The sequence below is a fragment of the Acidovorax sp. genome (assembly GCF_046291265.1).
Lineage (GTDB): Bacteria > Pseudomonadota > Gammaproteobacteria > Burkholderiales > Burkholderiaceae_C > Acidovorax.
Genome location: NZ_JBKBTV010000002.1, coordinates 104,337 through 120,439, shown reverse-complemented (window position 1 = coordinate 120,439; position 16,103 = coordinate 104,337). Strand labels below are relative to the sequence as shown.

The window sequence follows — 16,103 nt, the reverse complement described above, 5'->3', positions numbered from 1 at the left end:
CCCTTCAACAGCACGCTCACCGGGCCTGCCTCAATGCGCGTGGTGCGAACTCAAAATCTGGCCCAAGAACTGTCGGGTCTTTTCATGCCGGGGCTGGCCAAAGAACTGCTCGGGCGGCGCCTGCTCCAGGATCTTGCCGTCGGCCATGAAGATCACGCGGTCGGCCACGCTGCGGGCAAAGCCCATCTCGTGCGTCACGCACAGCATGGTCATGCCGTCTTCGGCCAGGCCGATCATGGTGTCCAGCACTTCCTTCACCATTTCAGGGTCGAGTGCCGACGTGGGCTCGTCAAACAGCATGACCTTGGGGGCCATGCACAGCGCGCGCGCAATGGCCACCCGCTGCTGCTGGCCGCCTGAGAGCTGGCTGGGGTGCTTGTGCGCCTGCTCAGGAATGCGCACGCGCGTGAGGTACTTCATGGCCACCTCTTCGGCCTCGGCCTTGTTCATGCCGCGCGAGCGCATGGGCGCCAGCGTGCAGTTTTCGAGAATGGTCAGGTGCGGGAACAGATTGAACTGCTGGAACACCATGCCCACCTCGGCACGCACGGCATCCACGTTCTTTCCGCCCGCGGTCAGCTCAATGCCATCGACCTCGATCAGGCCCTTTTGCACTGTCTCCAGCCGGTTGATGCAGCGGATCAGCGTCGATTTTCCCGAGCCCGATGGCCCGCAGATCACGATGCGCTCGCCAGGCCGCACCGACAGATCAATGTCGGTCAGCACCTGAAAGCTGTCGTACCACTTGTTGACCCCTTCCATGCGGATGATCGGCGGGGTGCCCGCCGGGGTCGTGACTGCGTCGCTCATCAATGGCTCCTTGTGCTGTCCGGTCTGGCGTTGGCTTTACTGCAGCTTGGGCAGGTCTGCGCCCAGCCATTTTTGGTACAGCTTGTTCAGCTCGCCGTTGGCGGTGTTGCGCGCCACGAACTCGTTCACAGCCTTGTGCAGGTCTTCCTGGCCGGGGCGCATGGCAATGCCCATGGCCTGCTGCAGCAGGTTGAACTTGTTCTCAAACGTGTTGGCCGGCACGCGCTTGGCGATCTGCGCCGCCACCGTGACCGAGCAGCCAATCGCATCCACCTGGCCAGAGATCAGCGCCTGCATGGCCGATGCGTCGTCGTCAAAGCGGCGAATCTCGGTGCCCTCAGGCGCGGCCTTGGTCACGGCCACATCCTGGGTGCTGGCACGGGCCACGCCCACGCGCACGGTCTTCAGGTCCGCCGCGCTTTTGATGTTGGCGCCCGTCTTGCCGTACAACACGATGGTGGCGGCTGCATAGGGCTGCGAGAACTGCACCTGCTTGGCGCGCTCGGGCGTGATGGCCAGCGAGGCGACCAGCACATCGACCTTGTTGGTCAGCAAAAAGGGAATGCGGTTGGGGCCGGTCACCGGCACGATGTTGGCCTTAACGCCCAGCTCCTTGGCCAGCAGCTTGGCCACGTCGGCGTCGTAGCCGTCGGGCTGGTTTTGCGCATTGGTGGTGCCGTAGGGCGGAAAGTCCACCAGCATGCCAATGGTGATCTCACCCTTCTTCTTGATGTCGTCCACGCTTTGGGCCGACGCCAGCGGGGTAAACGCTGTCAGGGCGGCGCCCAGGCCCAGGGCGGCCAAAGCGGCGGTGGCAGTGCGGCGGTGCAAAGAAAAAGTCATGGCATGTCTCCAGAAGGTTGGTATGAAAGGGCAGCGGAAAAATAAAAAGTCAGCGCGCAAAAGCCCGTGCGCGCTTGCGCTCCATGCGCGCTGCCAGCAGCGACAGCGGCCAGCAGATCACGAAGTACAGCGCGGCCACGGTGGTGAACACATGCAGCGGCTGGAACGTGGCGTTGTTGATGATCTGGCCCGCACGGGTGATCTCGGTGAAACCGATGATGGCCGCCAGCGAGGTGCCCTTGATGATCTGCACCATGTAGCCCACCGTGGGCGGCAGCGCAATCTTGAAAGCCTGGGGCAGCACCACAAACCGCATGCGGTTGATGTAGCTCAGGCTCAGGGCCTGCGCGGCCTCCCACTGGCCGCGGGGAACGGCTTCGATACAGCCGCGCCAGATCTCTGCGAGGAACGCCGCGCTGTTCAGCACCAGCGCTGCACCGGCAGCCACCCAGGGGTTGATATCCAGCCTTAGCACCGGGGCACCAAAGAAGATCAGGAACAACTGCAGCAGCAGCGGCGTGCCCTGAAACACCTGGATGAACGCCCGCGCCGCATTGCGCGCCACAGCGTTTTCAGACGTGCGCGACAACGCCACCAGCAGCCCCAGCAGCGCCCCGCCCACAAAGGCAATAGCCGACAGCGCCAGCGTCCACTGCGCGGCCTGCACGATGAATAGAAACTCGGAGAGTCCGAAAGTACGCATGGCCTAGATTCCTCAGCGGCGGTCGGGGTAGTTCAGCGTGCGCTGGTAAATCAGCTTGAACAGCGCAGAGAACGTCATCGCCAGCAGCAGGTAAATGGCGGCCACCACGATGTAGATCTCAAAGCTGCGGAAGGTCTGCGACTGCAGATTGGCCGCCACCGATGTCAGGTCGTCCGCCGAGATCACCGACACCACGGCCGAACTCAGCATCAGCAAGATGAACTGGCTGGTGAGCGCCGGGTAAATAGCCTTGAGCGCGGGTTTGAGGATGACAAAACGAAAAATCTCCCACGGCTTCAGGTTGAGCGCCTTGCCCGCCTCGATCTGCCCCTTGGGGATGGACTCGATGCCCGCCCGCACGATCTCTGCTGCATAGGCGCCCAGGTTGACCACCATGGCCGTCAGCGCCGCGGTGTACGGCGACCAGCGCAGCCCGATGGAGGGCAGCGCAAAGAAAAAGAAGAACAGCTGCACGATGAACGGCGTGTTGCGGATGACCTCGATGTACGCGTTGATCAAAAACCGCAGCCAACCCGGCCCGCCCGTTTTGCCCCAGGCGCAAAAAATGGCCACCACCAGCCCGAGCAGCGTGGCCGTGAGCGACAACTGCACGGTGGTCCACGTGCCCTTGAGCAACAAGGGCCACGCGGCAAAAACGGCATCGAACTGAAACTGGTAATTCACGGTGAAGAGGCGTTATTCCAAAGTGAGGGCAGTTTATGAAACCGGTTTCATAGCCGCATCGGGGATTACCCGAGGCATTGCAAAAAGGCCGCGGCCACTGCTGCAAAAGCCCTGCATCGACCCAGCCGGGCGCGTGGGTGAAAATGCCGCATGCCCTCTTTCCAGCCAGAACCCCCTTTCACCCACGGCCAGGCCGAACGCACGGCGGTGCTGCTTTGCAACCTGGGCACGCCCGATGCCGCCACCGCCCCGGCCGTGCGCCGCTATCTGGCGCAGTTTCTGGGCGACCACCGCGTGGTCGAAATTCCGAAGCTGGTGTGGTGGCCCATCCTGCACGGCATCATCTTGCGCACCCGCCCCGCCAAGTCCGCCGCCAAATACGCCAGCGTGTGGACGCCCGAGGGCTCGCCTCTTGCCGTGTGGACGGCCAAGCAGGCCACGCTGTTGCGCGGCTGGCTGGGTGAAGCGGGGCACGCGGTGCTGGTGCGCCACGCCATGCGCTACGGCAACCCATCTATCGCCAGCCAGCTCGATGCGTTGAAGGCCGAGGGCGCCACGCGCATCCTCATCCTGCCGCTGTATCCACAGTATTCGGCCACCACCACGGCCAGCGTGTTTGACGCCGTCTACACCTGGGCCGCACGCACGCGCAACGTGCCCGAGCTGCGGTTTGTGAACCGTTATCACGACGCCCCCGGCTACATCGACGCGCTCGCCCGCACCATCGAAACCCACTGGAAGCACCACGGCCAGCCCGACCAGTTGGTGATGAGCTTTCATGGCGTGCCCGAACGCACCCTGCACCTGGGCGACCCCTACCACTGCGAATCGCGCAAGACCGGCCGCCTGCTGGCCGAGCGCCTGGGCCTGCGCGAGGACCGTTACCGCATCACCTTCCAGTCGCGGTTTGGCAAAGCCAAGTGGCTGGAGCCCTACACCCAGCCCACCATCGAGGCACTGGGCAAAGCGGGCACGCGGCGGGTGGACGTGGTGTGCCCCGGCTTCACCAGCGACTGCCTGGAGACGCTGGAAGAAATCAACATGGAAGTGCGCGAGGCGTTCTTGCACGCGGGCGGCCAGGAGTTTCACTACATCCCGTGCCTGAACGACAACAACCACTGGATCACTGCCCTGAGCCGCGTGGCGCAGCAGCACCTGGCGGGTTGGCCCACCGAGGCCCCCACCGCTGCAGCGCTGGCCGATGCGCGCAGCCACGCGCTGGCGGGCGGCGCCCCCGCAGGCGTGTGCCCCGTGGCACACTGACTGGCAGTTACTACTATTTTTATAGCTGCTAGCGCTTATCCAATAAGCGCTAGAGGCCAATTTGACTCATATTCTGAGATCACAGACCCACTTCGGTGACTCTGCCCTCTCCCACACCCGCACCGATGCCCGCTTCTGCCCTTGCCCCCCACCAACTGCGCCTCGCCATCGACCCCTCCACGCTGGGTTTTGCCAGCACGGCCGAGCTGCAAGACCTGCCTCTGCCCTGGATCGGCCAGGAGCGCGCCCAGGCCGCCGCGCAGTTTGGCCTGGCGATGCAGCAGCCCGACTACCACCTGTTCGCGCTGGGCGAAGTGGGCAGCGGCCGCGCGTCGCTGCTGCGCCAGGCCATGCAGGCCGCAGCGGCAGAGCGCGTGGTGCCACCCGACCTGTGCTACCTGCACAACTTTGACGCGCCCGACCGGCCCCGCGCACTGCGCGTACCCGCAGGCCAGGGTCGCCAATTGCGCCAAGGCATGGCAGACATGGCCAAACATCTGCAGGCCGACATCCCCAAGCGCCTGACCAGCCCCGACTTCAAGGCGGACGCAGAGCGCATCGAAAAAGCCTGGCACACGCAAGAAACCGAGGCCTTTGCCGTGCTGGATGCGTTTGCCGAGGCGCGCCAGTTTCGCCTGTCGCGCGAAGGCGGCCACATGGTTTTCACGCTGACGGGCCCCAAAGGCCAGCCGCTGACCGAAGGCGAGGCCCGCGCCCTGCCCCGCGAGCGCCGCGCCGAGATCGACATTGCCGAGCAGGCCCTGCGCACCGAGATAGCGCGTTTTCTGGACGCCGCCCGCCCCCTGGAGCGCGCCCGCGACGAGGCCCTGACCACCTTGCGCCGCCAGGCCGTCAAGCCGCTGGTCGACCACGCGCTGCACAGCCTGCGCCAAAACCTGCGCCAGCAGATCAAAGACGCCATCAAGCTCACCCAATGGCTCGACCAGGTAGAGCGCACCGTGCTGGACCACATCGACCTGTTCGAACCCGGCGACGGTGACCCGAGCAATGACCAGGTGGCCGACGCCGAAGACGACCGCAAAGACGCCCTCGACGAGCTGCTGGCCCGCTGCCAGGTCAACCTGGTGGTCGACAACCACGGCCGCACGGCCGCCCCCGTGGTGGTGGAGGACAACCCCACGCTGCGCACCCTGTTTGGCAGCATCGAACACGGCTCGGATGCCGACACCGTGCAGGCCGACCACTCCAGCGTGCACGCGGGCAGCCTGCTCAAGGCGCATGGCGGCTTCATCCTGCTGCACCTGCACGACCTAGCTGCTGAAGAAGGCCTGTGGCAACGCCTGCGCCGCTTTTTGCGCTGCGGCCGCCTGCAGATCGAGGAAGGTGGCGGCGGCAGCCCCGGCCATGGCCCCGGCGGCGCGGTGGCGCTGCAGCCCGAGCCCGTGGACGTGGATGTGAAGATCGTGCTGATCGGATCGGTGGACGAGTACTACGCGCTGCAGGACGCCGACCCCGACGCCGCGCGCCGCTTTCGTGTGAAGGTGGATTTTTCAGACCACTTTGCCGCCACCCCCGCCACCCACCACGCCACCGCCATCTTTGTGGCGCACTGCTGCAAACGCCGTGGCCTGCCCCACTTCGCGCCCGACGCAGTGGCCCTGCTGCTGGAGCAAACCCACCGCGAGGCCGACGACCAGGGCCGCCAGAGCGCACGCTTTGCGCACACCGAGGCGCTGGTCATCGAAAGCGCCGCGCTGTGCAAGACGCGACGCGGCGGCGTGCTGGTGCAAGCACCCGACGTGCAAGCCGCCCTGGCCGCCCGCACCCAGCGCCACAACCAGCCCGAAGAAGAACTGCACGACTCCATCACCGAAGGCGAGCGGCTGATCACGCTGGCAGGCTCCATCACCGGCCAGATCAACGCCATGACGCAGGTCGACCTGGGGGACTACCGCTTCGGCTTTCCGGTGCGCATCACCGCACGCACCTTTGCCGGGCAAGAGGGCCTGCTCAACATCGAGCGCGAAGTCGATATGTCGGGCCCCATCCACGACAAGGGCGTGCTGATATTGCACAGCTACCTCACCGCGCTGTTCAGCCACGTGGCGCCGCTGGCGCTCAACGCGTCCATAGTGTTCGAGCAGGAATACAGCGGCGTGGAGGGCGACTCGGCCTCGTGCGCCGAGCTGTATGCGCTGCTGTCCAGCCTGTCAGGCCTGCCGCTGCGCCAGGGCATTGCGGTGACCGGCGCGCTCAATCAGCACGGCGAGGTGCTGCCCGTGGGCGGCATCAACGAAAAGATCGAAGGCTGGTTCCGCGCCTGCGCCATGGCGGGCCTGGACGGCACGCAGGGCGTGCTCATCCCCGCCCGCAACCGCCGCCACCTGATGCTGGAGCGCCCCATCCTGACCGCGGTGGAGCAAGGCCTGTTCCACGTCTACACCATGGGGCATGTGAGCGAAGGGATTGCGCTGCTGACGGGCGAGGCGTCGGGGATGAGCCCGGCGGAGCTGCTGCAGGCCCAGGCTGATGAGCTGGCCGACCGCGCTGCTGCGGTGGAAGACACCGTGATGCAGCGGGCGGAGTTGACCTTGCGCGCCTACCGACGCGCTTGTCAGATCGCGGGGGCTGCGCGGAGGGGGCGAGGGGTTCGGGGTCGGTAGATGGGTCAGTGACCCAGGAGATTGAATGGCCTGGGTTCTGGCTACTTGGCAGCGGCCTATTGGCCGTAATTACACCGCGACCTCACGATTTCCGCTCCGTAGCGGTTAGCGCCTCTGGGCGAAAACATGATTTTTCAGCATAAGCGGACAGATTCGGATCGCTCGTACTTTGGCATCAATTTGCCCTCAGATGTAACATTTTGATTTATGCTCCGTAAGACCGAGTGGTGAGCAATTCAAATCAAACGTTGCGCAGAGGGAGACTATGGACTGGACGGAAATTGGTAAGTGGGCGCTGGCCGCCCTTGGTGTGATCGCTGCGGCGGGCATCGCTCTGAAGCTCGTCATTAAGCGCAATTCGAATAATTCCCACACCGTCGTGAAAAACAACCAAGCAGGCGGCGACATTATTGTCGGCAACAAGACGACCAACTCGCACAATAAGCGTTGACCAAAATGTCGGTCGTCGTCACAGACAATAAGGCTGGGGAAGACATCGTCGTTGGCATTAAAAAGGTCTACAACACCCAGCCAACGTCGTTATCCCACCTGTATGAAGTATTTCGTGACGCTGAGCAATCCTCTGCCCACAAGTCCAATATCGCCGACCTCCTACAGCACTACACTGCAGCGGCGACCTTCGATGTTCGCGGCTTGGAAGCAAAGCTAACCGAAAGCGGGCGCGCATATATGATTCCAGAAGCTTTGCTGTGGAAGCAACGTGCCGCAATGATTATTGCACGCTGGCAAACTTCACCTGTCACGCAAGACATCATTACTCACATTCTGAGTTTCATTCACACGGAGTTTGTGCAGCATGTAAGACCGGCCATCCAGGCTGGCCAATCGCCTGTTGATGTAGAAGCACTGATTAGTGAAAAGGTATTGGCCCCAACCAATGCAATGCTCGGCGAGAACGATCTGCAAATAACCTCAATAGACGTTTTGGGCATGCTCTACTTCCTCGGCGGCAACTGCCACATTAGGTGGGATAAATGCTAATTTATCATCCAGCATTTGACGCCTATCACTGCATTTATCGCATGACGATTCTGACGCAAACAGTTAGAGAGCTTGAATATTCAAAATTGAGAATTCTTGATTTCTACCTTTGCTTTCCGGCGGAAATTGCAAAAATCGCGCTCCCGCAAAATCTTCAGGGCATTCGAGCGGTAGCAAAGGAGGCCAAGAATAAATTTAGAGGCCCGGTCAGCTCGCTTAGGACCTTTCACGACCTTGAGCAAATACAGAACTCCGCCACACGACTTTTGGTTGCTTCGGATGTCTTCGATTCGAAAAAACTCGAAGAGGGAATTATCAGTCGTACAAATCGAACCCTTCCTGATGAGTTCAGCCGCCCACTGCCGGACTCTTCGAGTCAAACGGGCATGCTTATGAATTTTGTAATGACGCAGTTGAGTGCGTTGCCATTGCGAGGCACTGGCGGCCTCAAACAGCGTTCAGGACTGATGGAATACCGATATGACCCGATTTGAGCCCACACTCGTCGTGAATGAGCTGCGTGTCCTGAAGGACGGTTACGTTGTATTGAGTGAAAGTTTCCATATTGGCCTGAACATAATCAAGGGGCACAACAGCTCTGGCAAAACTACCACGCTCGACTTTCTGGCATTCGGCTTAGGCTCCGAAGAAATACCCTGGAAGAAACAGGCCTTGCTTTGTGACTTCGTCGTCACTGAAGTGTCGCTAAATGGTCGCCGAGTAACTCTTAAAAGGCAAATTAGCGAAGAGCGGCAGCGCCCTATGTACATCTTTTGGGGAAAGTTGTCTGACGCTGAAGCATCGGCATTCCAAGGCTGGGAGTTGTACCCTTATAAGCGAAGCGAAAATAAACTCGGCTTTACGCAGAGCATATTTTTGGCATTGGGAATGCCAGAGGCACAAGGAGACGGCGCTTCCAATCTGACTATGCACCAGTTTCTTCGCGTGATTTATGCAGACCAGCCATCGTTGCATCAACCAATTTTTAGAAATGACAATTGGGATAGCGCGCTAACTCGAGAGACAGTGGGCAACTATATCTCAGGTGTTTACGACGATACCCTTTACTCTGCCCAACTTGAAAAGCGTGAACTAGAGAAAGACCTAAGCAGCGCAGAGTCTGAGTTACGAAGTATTTTCACTGTCTTAGCAAAATCAAAGCAAGACATTGGAATTGAATTTTTTGGGCAGCAGATTATTGAAGCGGAGAGCCGTCGCGAAGTCCTTCACAAAGAGATCTCGCGCCTGAAGAGAGAGAGAACGATACAAGAGGATACGAAGCGTAAGAGTGACGAGGCTCCGGCCCGGAAAGAGTTGGACGAAGCCAAAAGGGCTCTTACTTCGGCTCTGGACCAAGTTGCGCAGAAGGAAGCAGAACTCGCCGACACCAATGAGTTTGTATTGGAACTGAGTTCGAGGTTAGTTAGTCTCGAAGAATCTGAGCAGGCGAGAAAATACTTCGGTGGACTGAGTTTCCAAATTTGTCCATGCTGTCTCGCGGAAGTTAAATCTATCGAGTCTGCTGAAGGTTCTTGTTCTCTGTGTAAAAGTCCGATTAGTGGCCCGGCTGGCGATGCTCAACTTCTGCGCATGAAAAATGAGTTGCGTTTGCAGCTTAAGGAATCTCAATCAATTGCGAAGCGGGGTGCTGATGAAGTTCAAGCACTACGAGCAGCGTTGCCTTCATTGCGCCAAGAATTAAACAAGCTCGGGAGGAAATACAGTTCTGCAGCGGAATCTTGGTCCAGTGACTTGGAGATAGCTCTTGAGGTCGCTTCCCGCGAAGCGGGAGCACTCGACCAAGAGATCAAGGGCCTATATGAGAACCAGCGACTAGCTAGCGTCATCGAAGAGCTGAAGAAAAAGCGGGATTCTCTTGTCGAGCGAATTGATGACTTGGAGCTCAAAATTACAGTGCTTGAGGACGTCCAAGAAAATCTCAAACGCGAGGTTTCTACCCAGATTTCAAGCACGTTGAGTCGCTTGCTACGAAAGGACCTTTACCGTCAAGCTGAGTTCAAGACGGCCCAGAACGTGCATTTCAGCTTTACTGATAACAAAGTGGCTGTTGATGGATCTGACCGCTTCTCTGAGAGCTCGACGGTAGTGCTTCGTCTACTCTTCCATGTAGCACTGCTGAGTGCCTCTATCAAAATCAAGTCGATGCGGTTTCCGCGCTTTTTGGTCCTGGATGGCATTGAGGACGGCGGGATGGAGCTTGCTCGGTCTCACTTGCTGCAACGAATCATTGCGGAAGAGTGTGCAACTTACGATGTGGAGTACCAGCTAATCATGGCCACCTCACAAATCACCCCAGAGCTGGATAACGATGAATTTGTTGTGGGTCGAGAATTCACCGAAGACGATCGCGCCATCCAGATTCTGCAGTGATCACTTTCTAGAGCGAAATCACGCCATTGGAAGACAGCTGTTCACCAAGTGGCTTAAAGACGAAACGATGGGGCACAGAGTGGCTTCGATAAGTTGGTAGTCGTCATTTGCAAGCCCCCCCCCGCAAAGGACCGTGTTCAGCCTAAAGCAAGCATCGACCAGATCGCAACAATGGCGTCGAGCATCAACTACGCCACCTCCATACGCTCCCGCAACCACGCCACAACATCCCCCGTCACCTCATCCCGATTCGTCTCATTCAAGATTTCATGCCGAGCCGCCGGGTACAGCTTGACCGTCACATCGGCCACACCTGCATCCCGATACCGCTGCCCCAGTTGCTGAATCAATGCCCCGCCTGCAGCCAGCGGGTCCGCATCGCCTGACGCGATCAGGATGGGCAAGTCGCTGCGGATGCGCGCGAGCAGCGCGGGGTCGGCCAGCCGGGGGGCGGGCGCGAAGAGCGCGGGGATCACATCGTCCGGCATGTCCCAGCCGCACCAGGGGTCTGCGACGTAGGCGTCTACCTCTGCAGCGTCGCGCGACAGCCATTCGTAGCCGGTGCGGTGTTCAAACCCGGCGTTGAATGCTGCGAGCCCGGCGGGCGCGTCGGCGGGGGCGTTGGCCATGGCGGCGGCCAACAGGTCGAGGGCGGTGGAGCCCGACAAGATCACGCCGGACCAAGTGGCTGCGTGGTCCAGAATCGCCGCCTGCGCTGCGAACGAGCCCATGGAGTGGCCGAACAGGAAGAGCGGCAGGCCGGGATGCTGTGCGCGCAGCAAGGCGCCGAACTGGGCCACGTCGGCAATGAGGCCGCTGAAACCAGCGCTGCCAAAGTCCCCCAGCCGACCACCGGCAGTGCGCCCGTGTCCGCGATGGTCCACGGCGTGGACGATGAAGCCTGCGGCGTTCAGCGCCCGTGCAAAACGGTCGTAGCGCTCGCCATGCTCGGCAAGCCCGTGAGAGATCTGCACAACGCCCGCAGGTTTGCCGGAGGTTTCGGCCCAGGTGTAGGTGGTGACCTGGGTGCTGTCTGCGTCGGACTGGAAGGAGGAGGTGGTGGTGCTCATCGGTTCATTCTGGCACGGGGTCTGGTCTGCGCGTCGCGACGACATCGCCTTCTGCGCCCACCTCTGCCACCATCATTAATACTGCCCCGCCCAACCCATAGCGTCTGTAGGAGCCGCCGCTCTTTCAATACCGAAATGGACTGACCGACTACCCCGCCTCCCTCAGAGATAGTCGGGGCAGTGCCTCAAGCGGCCTCGGGTAAGTGCAGAAAGAAACCGAAACGGTTTTGAATCTGCGCCCCTACCGCGCTCCCACGCTTCATCGTTTGCCCGCGCTCTGCTCCACGTTGCCAGAGCCCACGCACCCGGGTCGCGGACTTTTGAAAGGACAGCGTTTGTCGAACAGTTCTCACCTCCCTCCGCAGCAACAACAGCAGCAGCAACCGCATGCCTTGGCCTCCACCGGTATTGCCGGGCTGGATGACATCTTGAGCGGCGGGCTGCCAAAGCGGCACCTGTATCTGGTCGAAGGCAGCCCGGGCACGGGCAAAACCACGTTGGCGCTGCAGTTCCTGATGGAGGGCCGCGAGCAAGGCGAACGCGCCTTGTACGTGACCCTGTCGGAGACGCTGGAAGAGCTGACGCAGGTGGCCGATTCGCATGGCTGGGCGCTGGATGGCATCCAGATCTACGACCTGGTGAGCGAAGAGGGTTTGAGTGAAGAAGCCGAGCAGACCATCCTGCACCCGTCGGACTTTGAACTAGGGGAGACGACCAATGCGGTGATGCGGCTGGTGGGCGACCTCAAACCGCACCGTGTTGTGTTTGACAGTTTGTCTGAGCTGCGCATGCTGGCGCAAAGCTCTTTGCGATACCGCCGCCAGATACTGGCCTTGAAGCGGTTTTTCGCCCAGCTGGATTGCACGGTGCTGATGCTGGACGACAAGTCGTCGGGCGAGGGAGACCAACAGTTGCACAGCATCGCGCACGGTGTTGTGCATCTGAATCAAAACGCCAGAGACTACGGCCCGGACAAACGCAATTTGCGTGTGGTGAAGCTGCGTGGCGTGAAGTTCAGAAGCGGTGAGCACGACTTCAACCTGGAACGTGGCGGGCTGCAGGTGTTTCCACGGCTGGTGGCGGGCGAACATGGGCAATCGTTCAATGCGCAGCCCGTGTCCACCGGCACCGCTGCACTCGACCAGATGCTGGGGGGCGGGCTTTCGCCGGGTAGCAATCTGTTGTTGGCCGGCCCGGCGGGTGTGGGCAAAACCACCACCGCCACCAGTTGCGCCATTGCTGCCTTGCAACGGGGCGAGCGGGTGGCGTACTACCTGTTTGACGAAGGGCTGAACACGTTGCGCCTGCGCTCGCGCGCGCTGGGGCTGGAGGTGGATACGTTCATTGCCTCGGGCCACCTTTTGATCCGGTCGTTTGATCCGGCTGAGGTATCGCCCGGCCAGTTTGCCAACGCCGTGCGCGACGCGGTAGAAAAAGATGGCGTGCAGCTGGTGGTGCTGGACAGCCTCAACTCGTACCTGCAAGCCATGCCGGGGGGCAAATCTCTGCTGCTGCAGATGCATGAATTGCTGGCCTACCTGAACGCTCGGGGCATCGTCACGCTGATCATTTTGTCGCTGCACGGCACTGTGGGCGACATGAAGTCGGACATTGACCTGAGCTACCTCAGCGATGCCATGGTGCATTACCGTTTCTTTGAAGCGCGTGGCAACTTCCTCAAAGCGATTTCGGTCATCAAGAGCCGCACGCTGCAGCACGAATCCACCATTCGCGAGTTTCGCCTGGGCCCCAATGGTGTGGAGATTGGCGAGCCGTTGACGGACTTCCACGGAATACTCGCGGGCGCTGCGCAATATACGGGTCGACAGGCCTTGTTGGGTGACACGGATGTCGCCGCCCCCACGCGATGAAAGCGGCCGCAATGGAAAGCCGCGTCTTGATCCTTGCGCCCCATGGCCGCGACGCCGCGGTCATCGCATCGGTGCTGCAACGGGACACCTTTGAATGTGTGGTGTGCCGTGATGCGGCAGCGTTGCTGGGCGAGCTGGAGCTGGGCACCGCTGCCACCGCCATCTTGACGGAGGAGGTGCTGGCGGGCGGACTGGATGAGGCGCTGCGCGACTTCTTGATTCGGCAACCGGCGTGGTCGGATTTTCCGTTTGTGGTGCTGGCCATGCGCCAGTCCAGCAAACGCTCTTTTCATGCGGCGGGATCGATGCAGGAACTTGGGAATCTGGTGATTCTGGAACGCCCGCTGAACCCCGACACGCTGCTCAGCGCCACCCGTTCGGCGCTGCGAGCCCGTGTGCGGCAATATGCCGCGCGGCGCTACCTGACCGATATTGAGCATGGCAAGCAGACCGTGGAGCGGCTGAACGCCGAGCTGGAAAGCCGCATCGCCGAGCGGACCAGTGACTTGGCGGGCGCCAACGACCGGTTGATGCGCGAGATTGCGGACCGCGAGCGGATTCAGTCCAACGTGGTTCAGGGCCAGAAGCTGGAAGCGATTGGGCGGCTGACGGGAGGCATTGCACATGACTTCAACAACCTGCTGCACGCGGTCAGCCTGAATCTGCAGTTGATCATGCGGTTGTCCAGCGAAAGCCGGGCCACCGACTACGCCCGCCGCGCCAAAGATTCTGTGGACCGCGGTGCACGGCTGACGGCGCAGTTGCTGTCTTTTGCACGCGCCCAGAGCCTTCTGCCGCGCATGCACAACGTGAATGAAATGGTGAACAGTCTGCAAGAACTCATCGAGGTGTCGGTGGGCTCCAAGATTCGGGTGCAGATTGACGTGTGCGAGGGCGAGGCGTGGGCATTGATTGACGGTGCGCAGCTGGAAATGGCGCTGCTGAACATGGCCGTCAACTCGCGCGACGCCATGCCGGATGGCGGCAGTTTGACGGTGCGCACCGAGCTGCTGAACAGCGCCGAGAACCGCCCGCTGGTGCAGATCAGCGTGCAAGACACCGGCTGCGGCATCCCCGAGACGATTCAGGCGAAGGTTTTTGACCCGTTTTTTACGACCAAGGGCGATGGCGAGGGCACAGGCCTGGGCCTGAGCCAGGTCTACGGTTTCGCCAATCAGTCGGGCGGAAGCGCAGAAATTGTCAGCCGCGAAGGCCTGGGCACCACCGTGAAACTGCGGTTTCCGCAAGTCAAACCGCTGGAGGTCAGCGACGCGCCCGAAAGCGTTGTTACCAGCGGCAATGGACCAAACACCACCACGCGCACCGAGGTGCTGGTGGTGGAGGACGATGTGGCGGTGCGGCAAGGCATTGCCGAGGGGCTGCGCCTGCTGAACTACAGCGTGCGCGAGGCTTGCGACGGCGAGAGTGGTTTGCAAGAGTTGCGGCGCCGCATGCCAGATTTGCTGATGTCTGACTACCTGATGCCCGGAATGAACGGCGCCCAATTCATCACAGCTGCGCGGGAGATCTATCCGCAGATTCCGGTGTTGGTGGCCACGGGGCACGCGGACATGGCAGAGGTGGAAAAGCTGGTGGGGGTGCAGTCGGTGCTGAAGAAGCCATTTGACCTGGAGACGCTGAACGCGGCGGTGGGTTCAGAGCTTGCGCGTGGAAGATCTCGCGGCTAAGTGATAGCAAACCTGGGGGTTGTAGCTGCCCGGCACCGCACAGCCACCCAGCCCGTTCAACGCGGCCATTTTTAAGCCAAATTGGCCGCTAGCGCTTGATGGTAAACGACCTTGCATATCAAAACCATAGCAAACAAGCCAAGCTTCACCAGGGCAACGGATCTCCGTTGTAGGTATAAAAACCGCCTGTCGCCTCTGCGCTGAGGCCGTCCAGCACCCGCAACAAATCCCCCGCAGCATCGGCTGGCGCCCGCCCAATCTCTGCCCCGTTGAACGGCGCCGACAAAGCCGAACGGACCGTACCCGGGTGCAGCGCCGCCAGTACCGCCAGCGGGTGGGTGCGGGCCACTTCAATCGACGCTGTTTTGAGCAGCATGTTGAGCGCGGCCTTGGACGCCCGGTAGCTGTACCAGCCGCCCAGGCGGTTGTCACCAATGCTGCCGACCTTGGCGGAGAGCACGGCCAGCAAGCTGCGCTCTTGTTTGGGCAGCAGCGGCGCAAAGTGCGCCAGCACCAGTGCGGGGCCGAAGGTGTTGGTGCGAAATGTGGCCTCCATCTGTGCGTAGTTCAGCTGGCCCAGGCGTTTTTCTGGCAGGCCATGGGGGCCGTGCAGCATGCCCGCGGCGTGGATGATGCAGCGCCACGGGCCCTGGGCTTTGAAGTGTTGGGCGGCGTGGGCAATGGTGGCCTCGTCGTCCAGGTCTACCGACGGGGTGGTGTGGCGGCCCACGCCCACAGCCAATGCGCAGCGCGGGTCGGCCTGCAGGTGGGCGAGCAAGGCGCTGCCGATGGCGCCGGCGGCGCCGATGACGAGGGCGCGGTAGCCGTGGGGAAGTGACTGGAGGGATGGGGTGGGCATGGTCGAGTCCTCTGGGTCAATCTGGGTCAATGTCTCTGTGCAAACAACCACCGTTCGGGCTGAGCCTGTCGAAGCCAGGGCCTGGGGTTGCCTTCGACAAGCTCAGGCTGAACGGTTTGGGAGCTCTGAGGTAGCCCTTCGACGAGCTCAGGGCGAACGGGTGGAATTGCACCTTGGCCTTGGGTCTCCTGTTCATTCACCCATCGTTCGGGCTGAGCCTGTCGAAGCCGGGGATTGGGGCCGCCCTTCGACAGGCTCAGGGCGAACGGAGGGTGGCAAACGGTGAGCATGGCGG

The 16,103-nt window shown here is 61.1% G+C and carries 14 protein-coding genes; 8 read left to right on the top strand and 6 right to left on the bottom strand.

Annotated features, from left to right (window positions below; all coding sequences use genetic code 11):
- Positions 1–30: 30 nt before the first annotated feature.
- From ACK41V_RS01480 to ACK41V_RS01465, 4 genes are read right to left on the bottom strand one after another with little or no spacing between them, the layout of a single operon-like run.
- Positions 31–810 (bottom strand): amino acid ABC transporter ATP-binding protein, encoded by a 780-nt coding sequence (locus ACK41V_RS01480; protein WP_409776797.1) that lies wholly within the window; start codon positions 808–810, stop codon positions 31–33.
- 36 nt (positions 811–846) lie between these two features.
- On the bottom strand, positions 847–1,653 hold the full coding sequence (locus ACK41V_RS01475) for a transporter substrate-binding domain-containing protein (protein WP_409776794.1): 807 nt from the start codon (positions 1,651–1,653) through the stop codon (positions 847–849).
- 49 nt (positions 1,654–1,702) lie between these two features.
- Positions 1,703–2,356 (bottom strand): amino acid ABC transporter permease, encoded by a 654-nt coding sequence (locus ACK41V_RS01470; protein WP_409776791.1) that lies wholly within the window; start codon positions 2,354–2,356, stop codon positions 1,703–1,705.
- Between the two features lie 12 nt (positions 2,357–2,368).
- Entirely contained in the window at positions 2,369–3,040 is a 672-nt protein-coding gene (locus ACK41V_RS01465; protein ID WP_409776788.1) for an amino acid ABC transporter permease, read from the bottom strand.
- A 150-nt stretch (positions 3,041–3,190) separates the two neighbouring features.
- On the opposite strand from ACK41V_RS01465, the gene hemH reads away from it, so the two are divergent.
- The 6 genes from hemH (at position 3,191) to ACK41V_RS01435 (ending at position 10,320) form a co-directional block, all read left to right on the top strand.
- Positions 3,191–4,303, top strand: coding sequence for a ferrochelatase (hemH, locus tag ACK41V_RS01460; RefSeq protein ID WP_409776785.1), 1,113 nt, complete (start codon positions 3,191–3,193; stop codon positions 4,301–4,303).
- Between the two features lie 125 nt (positions 4,304–4,428).
- The gene (locus tag ACK41V_RS01455) at positions 4,429–6,927 is read left to right on the top strand and encodes a Lon protease family protein (protein ID WP_409776782.1); all 2,499 of its coding nucleotides are present in this window, start codon (positions 4,429–4,431) and stop codon (positions 6,925–6,927) included.
- A 265-nt stretch (positions 6,928–7,192) separates the two neighbouring features.
- Positions 7,193–7,378, top strand: coding sequence for a hypothetical protein (locus ACK41V_RS01450; RefSeq protein WP_409776779.1), 186 nt, complete (start codon positions 7,193–7,195; stop codon positions 7,376–7,378).
- 5 nt (positions 7,379–7,383) lie between these two features.
- Positions 7,384–7,929, top strand: a complete 546-nt coding sequence (locus tag ACK41V_RS01445) for an ABC-three component system protein (protein WP_409776776.1) — start codon at positions 7,384–7,386, stop codon at positions 7,927–7,929.
- Positions 7,930–7,970: 41 nt separating this feature from the next.
- Entirely contained in the window at positions 7,971–8,423 is a 453-nt protein-coding gene (locus tag ACK41V_RS01440) for an ABC-three component system middle component 5 (RefSeq protein WP_409776773.1), read from the top strand.
- Positions 8,410–10,320 carry an AAA family ATPase gene (locus ACK41V_RS01435; RefSeq protein ID WP_409776770.1) on the top strand — a complete coding sequence of 637 codons (1,911 nt, stop codon included), beginning with the start codon at positions 8,410–8,412 and terminating at the stop codon, positions 10,318–10,320. Before ACK41V_RS01440 ends, ACK41V_RS01435 begins: the two co-directional genes overlap by 14 nt.
- Positions 10,321–10,508: 188 nt before the next feature.
- Here the strand turns inward: ACK41V_RS01435 and ACK41V_RS01430 are convergent, their stop codons facing one another.
- The gene (locus ACK41V_RS01430) at positions 10,509–11,390 is read right to left on the bottom strand and encodes a lysophospholipase (protein ID WP_409776767.1); all 882 of its coding nucleotides are present in this window, start codon (positions 11,388–11,390) and stop codon (positions 10,509–10,511) included.
- A 335-nt stretch (positions 11,391–11,725) separates the two neighbouring features.
- Between ACK41V_RS01430 and ACK41V_RS01425 the strand changes: the two genes are divergently transcribed.
- Together ACK41V_RS01425 and ACK41V_RS01420 are read left to right on the top strand one after the other, a co-directional pair.
- On the top strand, positions 11,726–13,261 hold the full coding sequence (locus ACK41V_RS01425) for an ATPase domain-containing protein (RefSeq protein WP_409776764.1): 1,536 nt from the start codon (positions 11,726–11,728) through the stop codon (positions 13,259–13,261).
- Positions 13,262–13,272: 11 nt separating this feature from the next.
- Positions 13,273–14,949, top strand: a complete 1,677-nt coding sequence (locus tag ACK41V_RS01420) for a response regulator (RefSeq protein WP_409776762.1) — start codon at positions 13,273–13,275, stop codon at positions 14,947–14,949.
- A gap of 145 nt (positions 14,950–15,094) precedes the next feature.
- On the opposite strand, the gene ACK41V_RS01415 is transcribed toward ACK41V_RS01420, so the two are convergent.
- Entirely contained in the window at positions 15,095–15,808 is a 714-nt protein-coding gene (locus tag ACK41V_RS01415; protein WP_409776759.1) for an SDR family NAD(P)-dependent oxidoreductase, read from the bottom strand.
- Positions 15,809–16,103 lie beyond the last annotated feature (295 nt).